This is a genomic window from Hwanghaeella sp. 1Z406 (genome assembly GCF_048892425.1).
In the GTDB taxonomy this organism is placed as follows: Bacteria; Pseudomonadota; Alphaproteobacteria; order UBA8366; family Aestuariispiraceae; genus Pacificispira.
The window spans coordinates 916,754-930,622 of sequence record NZ_JBLZHU010000001.1; the positions used below are offsets into that span (position 1 = coordinate 916,754).

Genomic DNA, 13,869 nt, shown 5'->3' on the forward strand with positions numbered 1-13,869 from the left:
ATTGAATGCAGCCTTCGGTTTCGGCATGGTCATCTGGCGGCTGCGTCGTCATGGAGGATTCAGTTTGCGTGGGAATGCTCTGGAAAAGGAACCGCCCCTGTGACCACGAAAGCCCCTGCTTTTGCCGAAAAATCAGTGCGTTGCGCCCATGTCGGTGGATTTCATGACATGGTGTATTCTGATTGGGGTCCTCGGACGGGCGCCTATGCAATTGTTTGCGTCCATGGCTTGACCCGGAATGGCCGTGATTTTGATCGACTGGCGATGGAACTGGCGCGGACCGGGTATCGTGTTCTGGCCCCTGATATTGTCGGACGGGGCAGATCCGATCATCTGGGGCCGTTGGCATCCTATGAGATTGCGCAGTATATCAACGACATAACCGTCATGCTGGCGGCCGAAGGTCTGCGCAATGTGGATTGGGTCGGGACCTCCATGGGGGGGCTGATTGGAATGAGCATAGCCGTCATGACCGGACATCCCATAAAGCGGTTGCTGCTGAATGATGTTGGGCCACATGTGCCTAAAGAGGCGCTGCAGCGTATCGGCGATTATGTCGGGGTTCCCTGGCGATTCGACAGTTTTGATCTGGCCCTGAATCATGTGCGCCAGGCCTATGCGCCCTTTGGTCTTAAAACGGAAGAAGACTGGCGGTATCTGGCGGAATTGTCCCTGAAGCAGGAGGCCGATGGTAAATGGGTAATGGCCTATGATACGCGCATCGCCGACGCCTTTAAGAATACAGAAATCACCGATATCGATCTGTGGCCGTTCTGGGCACAGATTTCCACACCCACTTTGGTGCTGAGAGGGGAAGACTCTGATTTACTGAGTCGTGAGACGGCAGAACAAATGACCAGAACCGGTCCAAAGGCGGATTTGATCGAAGTTTCCGGATGCGGCCATGCCCCCGCATTGATGGATGCCCATCAGATTGGCCTGGTTATGGATTGGGTTCGATCTTCATGAAAGGAAGTCACAGGGTGTGTAAACTGCTGCGTCCATTGATGATTTTGGCATTCATATTGATGTCTTCTGGCCTGATTTCTCAACAGGCACAGGCGGATAGCCGCGATCGCGCCTTGCAATCCGTCAAAACCCTAACGCAAGATCTGATTGGTCATATCCAGGATGGCAGTGCCAGCGATAAGCAGATCTGGGCCGGGGTTCAGGGACTGACCGATGTTTTGCGCCGCTTTATCCTGTCAGAGACGGAAATCAGGGCAGAAGACAAGGTTTCCCCCCCGATAGGGGCGGCCTTGCGTCCGGGCGAGATTGAGGTTGCGGCCTCGACCCAGTCCGGCGCGAAAGAAGTCCCAATGTCCAGCGTCACAACGGAGTGGTTCAATGCCCAGGCAACCAAAAGTCAGGCCGCCCTGGACACTGTGCGCAGTGGGCTGGAACAAAATATCGCCAATCCGGAAATGGTCCTGCGCCTGCAGGATGTGCTAAAGGCCCTGGATGCCGTGAACCGCCCTCCAGAGGGTTAGGGGAAAAGGCCTGATCCTAAAGATCAGACATTTTCCCCATTCTGGTTCTGGTCCTGCAGAATGCTGTTGATATCGATGTTGGTCACGCCTTCCAGGCTGGCGACGGCGGTGAAGTGCGCGGCTTCTCCGTCTCCGCTGGTATTGACCATGACGGTGCTGTTGCCTGCGCCATCGTCTTCTATCTTCAGATAGTTGGCGATATCATCCACGTCATTCATGTTGACCACGCTGGAAACGTCCAAACGATCACCCTCGGCAATGTTGAAGTCGGTGATTGTGTCTATTCCATCGCCAGGGCTGCCCAGCACGAAGATATCCGCACCATCCCCGCCGCTCAGCAGATCGCTGCCTTTGCCGCCATCGATGCGATTGTCGCCGTCATCTCCAACCAATGTATCGTTGAAGTCGGACCCCAGCATGTTTTCAAAGTTGGCGATCTGATCGCCAGTGGCATCGCCGCCGGTGACCGTACCACTTTCGAAATTGATCGTGACGGCCTCATCGCTATCAGAATAATCCAATGTGTCGTTGCCGGCACCACCGTCCAGGGTGTCTGCGCCTGCGCCCCCTTGGATGCGGTTATCGCCTGCATCGCCGGTCAGAGTATCATCATGGGCGGACCCAGTGATGTTTTCTATACCGGTCAGGGAATCACCTTCTGCGTCGCCGCCCGAAACAATACCGTTCTGGAAGTCGATGATAACGCCTTCGTCGCTGCTGGAGTAATCAATGGTATCGGATCCGGCACCACCATCAATCGTGTCGGCGCCAGTCCCACCATTGATGACATCGTCGCCTGTGCCGCCATCTATGACATCATCACCCACGCCGCCAAAGATCGTGTCAGATCCTGCACCGCCGTCGATGGTATCTGCCATGCTGGGGCCGTATCCAGTATCAACCAATGTGATGTCGTCCAGCATCATACCACGGCCGCCATCTACATCGGCATTTGAGTTCTCAGCGAACTCCAGCCGCATGCTCTCACCCGTGCCGGTAAACCGAACCGTCACTGTCTGCCAGTCCAGCGAGGAGTTGTTCTCCATATCATGCGTAAAGGTGCCCAGTGATGTCCCATTTGCCGAGACCAGCATTGAATTTACAGAGTCATCATAGCCGGGACGACCGGAATAGCTGAATGTCAGTTCATAGACGCGCCCGGCTTCGGTCTGAATATCCCGATAAATACTGGCAGCATCCGCATAGATGTCATCAGGATCTGTATTCAGCTCGATGTAGTTATGGCCGTCGGTTGCCGCACCAAAATTATCGGATGTATCCGAACGAACCTCAATTTTATCGGAATTTGTCTGCCAACCATCTGAAGAGTCATGGAAGCCATCATTCTTATCTTCAAAGGTCGTATGGAACATCTCCGTTCTATCGGCGACTTGTGTGGTTCCAGAAAATACAGAGTCACCAGTAACAGACACGGTATCGAAGAAGATGTTTACTTCTTCATCCGACGTCGTCTTGCCTTCGTAGTAACCGCCCAGCGTGATCGTGTGTTCCCCGGCAGGCAGGCTGCCCAGATCCAGGGTTATCGTCTGCCAGCCGCTGTCATAATCGCTGCCGCCATCGCCATCGCCTTCATATCGCATGACATAATCTTGGCCGCCTGCGCCTACCAATTGCCCGTCCACCGCAACCCGTACTTCTGCAGCCTCGTCGGATTCGGAATCGGCGGGGTAAACCATTCTGACCTTGAATGTCAGGGTCGTATTTTCTGTCGCATCGTCAACATTGATTGTTGTCGTCCAACCACCGGACATATCGGACACAGAATTGTTGTTCTGGCCCCCCAGGGTCACAGAAAGCCCACCGCCGGTTTCCCCATTTGATGCGCCGCTGGCACCGGATTCATAATATCCGTTGCTGGTTCCAAACACACCGTCTGAATAAGTGAAGGACCCGCTGCCATTGCTGAAATCTTCAGACAGAAGCGTGGTGGACCCCGTTGTGTCATCGCCTTCGGAGGAAACGGTCAATCCGGATGCCAATGTGGCGGGTATTCCATTGGTATGCATCGCCGCAATCTGCTCCGCAGACAGCGGTTGATCCAGAAGGGTCGGGTTATCAATCCTGCCGTTCAGATAATCCGTCAGATTGTTGGCGACATTATCGCCACTGTTGATTTGCGATGCCCCAAAGGTCCATGGATTTTCATTTTCCGACAGGTTCCAGTCGGAGGCGACGGAATCCACGGCGGTTCCATTAACGTAAAGCGTGACGGTTTCGCCATCCCAGGTGACGCTGGCATTTTGCCAGTCTTCGTAATTGATACTGCCGCCGCTCAACGTAAAGGATTCGTCTTCCGTCTGAACGCGCAATTCAACAACATGATTGGAATTGATGTTCAGGTCGAAATGCCCGCCATCATCAAATCCTGACGAGTCCTTAGACGCCAACGTGCCATTATTCCAGGCGATGAAATCAATCGAAAATGTGCCCTTGGTCAGTTCCATGGCCTCGGAATGAGGCACAACAACATAGTCGCCACTGCCGTCAAACTGTGCCGAATTGCCATTTTTCCCGGTACTGCTTCCCGTGTCACCTTTAGCCGTACCGGTAATGCCATTCAGGGAGTCCGTGACCGTTTCATTGCTGCCCCAAGTCGTGTCCTCCATCGCAAAATGGAAGATTCCATTGACGGGGGTCTCGACAATTTCAGGGGGGGCATTGGGATCGCCATCGCCATAGATCACGTCGTTGCCCGCCGAACCTACAATCGTATCTGCGCCTTCGGTGCCAATGTAGGTGCCACCTTGTACATCCGGCACCGTAACGGTCAGACTTTGCGTAATGCTGGCCGTGTCGGATCCGTCCGTCGATGTCGCTGTTATAGACAGGTTGAAATCTTCGGTCCCAACGGGGAATTGAACGGTTAGGCCATCCAGTTCATCTGCTGTCAGAATGACCGATCCATCCGCCTGAACGTCACCGGCGGAGAAGATGGCCCCATCCGGAATACTATCCGCGCTGATTTGAATGCTCAGCGTTTCAGATCCATCAATATCAACCAGAGCGGACTGAATATTCAGTTCTGCGGTGAATGTCTGTAATGCGCCGGTCATGATGTCGGCGCTTGCCAGTTCTGCCCCATAGCTGTCGGTAACGGTTGCCGTGACGGTGTGAATGGCACCGTCAGGATAGGTTACGGTCAGACCTTCAGCTTGTTCCGGTGTTACTGTCCATGTGCCGTCAGCATTCTTGGTGCCAGCCGAAAGGACCGCATTATCGGGCAGATCAGAAATTGTCAGGCTGGTCGAAGTGTCAACAGTCTCCGGAATGCTGTAGGACCCATCCCCATTGGCAATCACGCCTTCAGGCAGGGTGCTATACAGAATATTGCCGCCCAGCGTTGTCCCATCCATCTGAACGTTCAGTTCCTGTCCGCCGCCATTTTCCCAATAGACGATTTCAATTGGGTACAGGCCGTCTTCCGGGGCGTTAAAGCTGCCATTGCTTGTTTCAGGGCTGCGGTCGCTGACAAATTCTGTGACGGTTTCGCCACCAATTTTTAGGCGGAATCCATCATCACTGGTGACGCTGAAGTTATGACTGCCGGCTTCAATTTTGATATAGCCCACAATCTTAACAACAAAGGTGTCTGCAGTGGCACCAGTGGTGCCTGTTGCGCCGCTGCCATCTGATCCCAGGAACCCTCCAACGGTGCTGCCGCCATCATAGTCAACGGTTGTTGCCGTGAAGGAAACGTCTGGTCCCCCCGCTGCGATCAGGGCATCGGCGGCGGACAGGGAATTCATTGAACCATTGGTATCAAATATCTGTCCAGACAAGCCGCTACCCGCTGGTAGGTCATAAGGTCCTGTCGCGTTGGTAAGGCTATCCGAAAGGCTATCAGGAAGAGTTAGCGCAACAGTGACGGAGTCGATAACGGCAGTGCTGCCCGACAGGGTCAGGCTGGGTGTGTCTGCATCGGGGTCAACAGATACCGACAGGGTTCCAGACTGTGTTGCCGTGCTGCTGCCATCCGTTGAGGTGACCGTGACGGATAGATCAAAGTCCTCATCGGAATTGCTCGGCGGCGTGATGGATAGATCGGCCAATTGTGCGGGCGTTAGAGTTGCCTCGCCATCCGTGATGGAAATCTCGGTGGTGCCAGACATCAAGACGGCCCCGTCAGGAATATCCCCGATCGTAATACTCAGTGTCTCACCGGAATCATCGCTGTTGGCCGTGATATTCAAGGCAATCGCGTGGTCCTCGGTACCACTGGCTGCACTCACGGTCATATTGGGTGTATCTGCAACCGCATTGACCGTGACCGGAATGGTGCCTTCGGTGGTTGCCGTGCTGGTGCCATCGGTGCTGGTCGCGGTTACAGTCAGGATGAAATCATCAGAACTGTTGGCGGGCGGTGTGATGGCCAAGGCCTCCAACTGGCCTGCCGCCAAGGTGGCAACACCTGCTGTGACTGCAATGGCGACACCATTGGCTGTCAGCGTCGCCCCATTGGGAATGCCGGATATCTCAACAGTCAGGGTCTCATCGGAATCAGACAATGCGGCGCTGATATCCAGATCAATTGCGCTGTCTTCATCCCCGCTGGCAGCGTGAACATCCAATTCCGGCGCATCGGCAACACCGGTCACCGTGATCGGAATGCTGCCAACCGTAGTCGCGGTATCAGTCCCATCGGTGCTGGTCGCTGTTACGGTCAGGGTGAAATCGTCGCTGCTGTTTTCGGGCGGCGTGATGGTCAGATTGGCCAGTTGCGCCGGTGTTAAGTCGGCGACGCCATCATTCACAGTGATAACTGTCTCACCAGATTTCAGAATAGCCCCGTCTGGAATGCCGCTGATCTCAACAGACAGGGTCTCGCTGTCATCGGTTAAGGCTGCCGAAAGATCCAGTTCAATCGCCGAATCCTCCACTCCCGCAGCCGCTTCAACTGATAATGTCGGCGCATCAGCAACACCCGTGACGGTAACCGGCAGGGTCGCTGTTGTCGTCGCGGTGTCACTGCCATCGGTGCTGGTGGCTGTGACTGTCAGATCGAAGTCTTCGCTGCTATTCGCAGGCGGGGTGATGGTAAGATTAGAAAGCTGAGCAGGCGTCAGCGTGGCAACACCATCGGTGACGGTCACAGTTTCACCATCGGCGGTCAGAATAGCCCCGTCGGGAATGCCGCTGATCTCAACAGACAGAGTCTCCGAGCCATCGGTGTCGGTGAGGGCAGAGGAGATATCCAGGGTAATGGCTGTGTCTTCACTGCCGCTTGCTGCATCGACAGAGAGCGTCGGTGCATCGGCAACGGCATCAACGGTTACATCCAGTGTGTCGGTGACGGTGCTGGTATCGCCACTCTCGCCATCGGTCGTGGTCACCGCGACAGAGAGCGTGAAGTCTGCATCACTGTCAGCCGCAGGGGTAATCGTCAGACCTTCCAACTCAGCCGGTGTTAGCGTGACAGAGCCATTCTCATTGACGGTCCCCGCAGACAAGGTTGCCCCGGCCGGGATATCGCTGATCGTGATGGAGGCACTATCACCGTCTTGAACACCGGTGACATCGATATCGAGTGCAATGGCGGTGTCTTCTGATCCAGCCGCATCCGCTGTTGCAACAGTCGCCGCATCGGCCACACCGGTAACCGACACAGGCAGGGTCGCTGTGGTGGTAGCAGTGTCACTGCCATCGGTGCTGGTGGCTGTGACTGTCAGGTCAAAGTCATCGCTGCTGTTTGCTGGTGGGGTGATGGTGAGATTGGCAAGCTGCGCTGGCGTCAGCGTCGCAACACCATCGGTCACGGTCACAGCTTCACCATCGGCAGTCAGCACAGCCCCTTCTGGGATACCGCTGATCTCAACAGACAGGGTCTCAGACCCATCAGTGTCGGTGAGGGCTGAACTGATATCCAGGGCAATGGCTGTGTCTTCACTGCCGCTTGCCGCATCGATAGAGAGCGTCGGTGCATCGGCAACGGCATCGACGGTGACATCCAGTGTGTCGGTGACGGTGCTGGTATCGCCACTCTCACCATCGGTCGTGGTCACCGCGACAGAGAGCGTGAAGTCTGCATCACTGTCAGCCGCCGGCGTGATCGTCAGCCCCTCGAGTTCAGCAGGTGTCAGGGTGACAGAGCCATCCTCATTGACGCTCCCCGCAGACAGGGTTGCCCCAGCCGGGATATCACTGATCGTGATCGACGCGCTATCGCCGTCTTGAACACCGGTGACATCGATATTGAGTGCAATAGCGGTATCTTCACTGCCAGCCGCATCCGCTGTCGCAACAGTCGCCGCATCGGCAACACCCGTGACCGATACCGGCAACGTAGCTGTCGTCGTCGCGGTGTCGCTGCCATCGGTGCTGGTTGCGGTAACAGTCAGGTCAAAGTCATCGCTGCTGTTCGCCGGCGGCGTGATCGTCAGGTTCGCCAGTTGCGCCGGTGTCAACGTGGCAACACCATCGGTGACAGTGACGGCTTCACCATCGGCGGTCAGAACCGCGCCGTCTGGGATACCGCTGATCTCGACCGACAAAGTCTCGCTGTCATCGGTCAGTGCCGAGGAGATGTCCAGGGCAATGGCTGTATCTTCTGATCCCGAAGCCGCATCAACACTGAGCGTCGGTGCATCGGCAACGGCATCGACGGTGACATCCAGTGTGTCGGTGACGGTGCTGGTATCGCCACTCTCACCATCGGTCGTGGTGACCGCGACAGAGAGCGTGAAGTCTGCATCACTGTCGGCCGCCGGCGTGATCGTCAGCCCCTCGAGTTCAGCTGGTGTCAGCGTGACAGAGCCATCCTCATTGACGGTCCCAGCAGACAGGGTTGCCCCCGTCGGAATATCACTGATCGTGATGGAAGCACTATCGCCGTCTTGAACACCGGTGACATCGATATCGATTGCAATGGCTGTGTCTTCTGATCCAGCCGCATCCGCTGTCGCAACAGTCGCCGCATCCGCAACACCGGTAACCGATACCGGCAGGGTCGCTGTTGTCGTCGCGGTGTCTGAACCATCGGTGCTGGTCGCGGTAACAGTCAGGTCAAAGTCATCACTGCTATTCGCAGGCGGCGTGATCGTCAGGTTCGCCAATTGCGCCGGTGTTAGCGTCGCAACACCATCGGTCACCGTGACGGCTTCACCATCTGCAGTCAGAACCGCGCCGTCTGGAATGCCACTGATCTCAACAGACAGGGTCTCGCTGTCATCGGTCAGTGCCGAGGAGATGTCCAGGGCAATGGCTGTGTCTTCGCTGCCGCTTGCTGCATCGACAGAGAGCGTCGGCGCATCGGCGACGCCGGTTACGGAGACGGGCAGGGTGGCCGTTGTCGTCGCCGTGTCGCTGCCATCGGTGCTGGTTGCGGTCACGGTCAGATCGAAGTCATCGCTGCTGTTCGCCGGTGGGGTGATCGTCAGGTTCGCCAGTTGCGCCGGCGTCAGCGTCGCGACACCATCGGTGACAGTGACGGCTTCACCATCGGCGATCAGCACGGCCCCGTCTGGGATCCCGCTGATCTCAACAGACAAGGTCTCCGAGCCATCGGTATCGGTGAGGGCTGAACTGATATCCAGGGCAATGGCTGTGTCTTCGGATCCCGAAGCCGCATCAACACTGAGCGTCGGTGTATCGGCTACCGCATCAACGGTGACATCCAGTGTGTCGGTGACGGTGCTGGTATCGCCACTCTCGCCATCGGTCGTGGTCACAGCAACAGAGAGCGTGAAGTCTGCATCACTGTCAGCCGCCGGCGTGATCGTCAGGCCTTCGAGTTCCGCTGGCGTCAGGGTGACGGAGCCATCCTCATTGACGGTCCCCGCCGACAGGGTTGCCCCGGTCGGGATATCACTGATCGTGATCGACGTACTATCGCCGTCTTGAACACCGGTAACAGCGATATCGAGCGCAATCGCTGTGTCTTCTGATCCAACCGCATCCGCTGTCGCAACAGTCGCCGCATCGGCAACACCGGTCACAGAGACCGGCAGGGTGGCCGTCGTCGTCGCGGTGTCGCTGCCATCGGTGCTGGTGGCAGTAACAGTCAGGTCAAAATCATCGCTGCTATTGGCTGGTGGTGTGATCGTCAGGTTCGCCAGTTGCGCCGGTGTCAGCGTCGCAACGCCATCGGTCACGGTGACAGCCTCACCATCTGCAGTGAGGACTGCGCCGTCTGGAATGCCGCTGATCTCAACAGACAGGGTCTCGCTGTCATCGGTCAGCGCAGAGCTGATATCCAGGGCAATGGCTGTATCTTCGGATCCCGAAGCCGCATCAGTAGAGAGGGTCGGCGCATCGGCGACGCCGGTGACAGAGACAGGCAGGGTCGCTGTTGTCGTGGCTGTATCTGAGCCATCGGTCGATGTGGCAGTAACCGTGAGGTCAAAATCATTGCTGCTGTTCGCCGGCGGGGTGATGGAGAGATTGGCAAGCTGAGCCGGCGTCAGCGTCGCAACGCCATCGGTCACCGTGACAGCCTCACCATCGGCGGTCAGAACCGCGCCGTCTGGAATGCCGCTGATCTCAACAGACAGGGTCTCAGATCCATCGGTATCGGTGAGGGCTGAACTGATATCCAGGGTAATGGCTGTGTCTTCACTGCCGCTCGCCGCTTCAACAGAGAGCGTCGGCGCATCCGCAACAGCATCGACGGTGACATCCAGCGTATCGGTAACAGTGCTGGTATCGCCACTCTCGCCATCGGTCGTGGTCACAGCAACAGAGAGCGTGAAGTCTGCATCACTGTCAGCCGCCGGCGTGATCGTCAGCCCCTCGAGTTCAGCAGGCGTCAGGGTGACAGAGCCATCCTCATTGATGGTCCCCGCAGACAGGGTCGCCCCGGCCGGGATATCGCTGATCGTGATCGACGCGCTATCGCCGTCTTGCACACCAGTGACATCGATATTGAGTGCAATGGCGGTATCTTCATTGCCCGCCGCATCCGCTGTCGCAACAGTCGCCGCATCGGCAACACCGGTCACAGAGACCGGCAGGGTCGCTGTCGTCGTCGCGGTGTCGCTGCCATCGGTGCTGGTCGCGGTGACGGTCAGATCAAAGTCATCGCTGCTGTTGGCAGGCGGCGTGATGGAGAGATTGGCAAGCTGAGACGGCGTCAGCGTCGCAACGCCATCGGTGACAGTAACCGCTTCACCATCGGCGGTCAGAACCGCGCCGTCGGGAATACCGCTGATCTCAACAGACAGGGTCTCTGATCCATCGGTGTCGGTGAGGGCTGAACTGATATCGAGCGCGATGGCTGTATCTTCCGACCCGCTCGCTGCATCAACAGAGAGCGTCGGTGTATCGGCTACCGCATCAACGGTGACATCCAGCGTATCGGTGACGGTGCTGGTATCGCCACCCTCACCATCGGTCGTGGTGACCGCGACAGAGAGCGTGAAGTCCGCATCGCTGTCCGCCGCCGGCGTGATCGTCAGGCCCTCGAGTTCAGCAGGTGTCAGGGTGACAGACCCATCCTCATTGACGGTCCCCGCAGACAGGGTTGCCCCAGCTGGGATATCACTGATCGTGATCGACGCGCTGTCACCGTCTTGAACACCGGTGACATCGATATTGAGTGCAATGGCGGTATCTTCATTGCCCGCCGCATCCGCTGTCGCAACAGTCGCCGCATCGGCAACACCGGTAACCGATACCGGCAGGGTCGCTGTTGTCGTCGCGGTGTCTGAACCATCGGTGCTGGTCGCGGTAACAGTCAGGTCAAAGTCATCACTGCTATTCGCAGGCGGCGTGATGGTCAGATTGGCCAGTTGCGCCGGCGTCAGCGTCGCGACACCATCGGTGACAGTAACCGCTTCACCATCGGCGGTCAGAATAGCCCCGTCGGGAATGCCGCTGATCTCAACAGACAGGGTCTCAGATCCATCGGTGTCGGTGAGGGCTGAACTGATATCGAGCGCGATGGCTGTATCTTCCGACCCGCTCGCTGCATCAACAGAGAGCGTCGGTGTATCGGCTACCGCATCAACGGTGACATCCAGCGTATCGGTGACGGTGCTGGTATCGCCACTCTCACCATCGGTCGTGGTGACCGCGACAGAGAGGGTGAAGTCTGCATCACTGTCCGCTGCCGGCGTGATCGTCAGCCCCTCGAGTTCAGCAGGCGTCAGGGTGACAGAGCCATCCTCATTGATGGTCCCCGCAGACAGGGTCGCCCCGGCCGGGATATCGCTGATCGTGATCGACGCGCTATCGCCGTCTTGAACACCGGTGACATCGATATCGATTGCAATGGCTGTATCTTCCGATCCAACCGCATCCGCTGTCGCAACAGTCGCCGCATCGGCAACACCGGTAACCGATACCGGCAGGGTCGCTGTTGTCGTCGCGGTGTCTGAACCATCGGTGCTGGTCGCGGTAACAGTCAGGTCAAAGTCATCACTGCTATTCGCAGGCGGCGTGATGGTCAGATTGGCCAGTTGCGCCGGCGTCAGCGTCGCGACACCATCGGTGACAGTAACCGCTTCACCATCGGCGGTCAGAATAGCCCCGTCGGGAATGCCGCTGATCTCGACCGACAAGGTCTCGCTGTCATCGGTCAGTGCCGAGGAGATGTCCAGGGCAATGGCTGTATCTTCGTTGCCACTCGCTGCATCAGTAGAGAGGGTCGGAGCATCGGCAACACCGGTAACCGACACAGGCAGGGTCGCCGATGTCGTGGCTGTATCTGAGCCATCGGTCGATGTGGCAGTAACCGTGAGGTCAAAATCATTGCTGCTGTTCGCCGGCGGGGTGATGGAGAGATTGGCAAGCTGAGCCGGCGTCAGCGTCGCAACACCATCGGTCACCGTGACAGCCTCACCATCGGCGGTCAGAACCGCGCCGTCTGGAATGCCGCTGATCTCAACATACAAAGTCTCGCTGTCATCGGTCAGTGCCGAGGAGATGTCCAGGGCAATGGCCGTATCTTCTGCCCCGCTTGCCGCATCGACAGAGAGCGTCGGTGCATCGGCAACGGCATCGACGGTGACATCCAGCGTATCGGTAACGGTGCTGGTATCGCCACTCTCGCCATCGGTCGTGGTCACCGCGACAGAGAGGGTGAAGTCTGCATCGCTGTCCGCCGCCGGCGTGATCGTCAGCCCCTCGAGTTCAGCAGGCGTCAGGGTGACAGAGCCATCCTCATTGACGCTCCCCGCAGACAGGGTTGCCCCAGCTGGGATATCACTGATCGTGATCGACGCACTATCGCCATCCTGAACACCGGTGACATCGATATTGAGCGCAATGGCGGTATCTTCACTGCCCGCCGCATCCGCTGTCGCAACAGTCGCCGCATCGGCAACACCGGTCACAGAGACCGGCAGGGTCGCTGTCGTCGTCGCGGTGTCGCTGCCATCGGTGCTGGTCGCGGTAACAGTCAGGTCAAAATCATCGCTGCTGTTCGTCGGCGGCGTGATGGTTAGGTTCGCAAGCTGTGCCGGTGTCAGCGTCGCGACACCATCGGTCACCGTGACAGCCTCACCATCGGCCGTCAGAACCGCGCCGTCTGGGATACCGCTGATCTCAACAGACAGGGTCTCTGACCCATCAGTGTCGGTGAGGGCTGAACTGATATCCAGGGCAATGGCTGTGTCTTCGCTGCCGCTTGCCGCATCGATAGAGAGCGTCGGCGCATCCGCAACGGCCTCAATAGTGACATCCAGTGTGTCGGTGACGGTGCTGGTATCGCCACTCTCGCCATCGGTCGTGGTGACCGCAACAGAGAGGGTGAAATCCGCATCGCTGTCCGCCGCCGGCGTGATCGTCAGGCCTTCGAGTTCCGCTGGCGTCAGGGTGACGGAGCCATCCTCATTGACGGTCCCCGCAGACAGGGTTGCCCCAGCTGGGATATCACTGATCGTGATCGACGCGCTGTCACCGTCTTGAACACCGGTGACATCGATATTGAGTGCAATGGCGGTGTCTTCATTGCCCGCCGCATCCGCTGTCGCAACAGTCGCCGCATCTGCAACACCTGTCACAGAGACCGGCAGGGTGGCCGTCGTCGTCGCGGTGTCGCTGCCATCGGTGCTGGTGGCTGTTACGGTCAGGGTGAAATCGTCGCTGCTGTTTTCGGGCGGCGTGATGGAGAGATTGGCAAGCTGAGCCGGCGTCAGCGTCGCGACACCATCGGTCACCGTGACAGCCTCACCATCCGCCGTCAGAACCGCGCCGTCGGGAATGCCGCTGATCTCAACAGACAAAGTCTCGGACCCATCAGTGTCGGTGAGGGCTGAACTGATATCCAGGGCAATGGCTGTGTCTTCACTGCCGCTTGCCGCATCAACACTGAGCGTCGGTGTATCGGCTACCGCATCAACGGTGACATCCAGCGTATCGGTAACGGTGCTGGTATCGCCACTCTCGCCATCGGTCGTGGTGACGGCAACAGAGAGGGTGAAGT

3 protein-coding genes are annotated in these 13,869 nt (G+C 57.7%); 2 read left to right on the plus strand and 1 reads right to left on the minus strand.

Annotated features, from left to right (window positions below; translation table 11 throughout):
* The first annotated feature begins 99 nt into the window (after window positions 1-99).
* Both ACOSDR_RS04305 and ACOSDR_RS04310 read left to right on the plus strand, forming a co-directional pair.
* On the plus strand, window positions 100-969 hold the full coding sequence (locus ACOSDR_RS04305) for an alpha/beta fold hydrolase (RefSeq protein WP_420730472.1): 870 nt from the start codon (window positions 100-102) through the stop codon (window positions 967-969).
* A 14-nt stretch (window positions 970-983) separates the two neighbouring features.
* Window positions 984-1,490, plus strand: coding sequence for a hypothetical protein (locus tag ACOSDR_RS04310; protein WP_420730473.1), 507 nt, complete (start codon window positions 984-986; stop codon window positions 1,488-1,490).
* 23 nt (window positions 1,491-1,513) lie between these two features.
* On the opposite strand, the gene ACOSDR_RS04315 is transcribed toward ACOSDR_RS04310, so the two are convergent.
* A complete protein-coding gene (locus ACOSDR_RS04315) occupies window positions 1,514-13,669 on the minus strand; it encodes a beta strand repeat-containing protein (RefSeq protein WP_420730474.1) in 12,156 nt (4,051 codons plus the stop codon).
* Window positions 13,670-13,869: the final 200 nt, after the last annotated feature.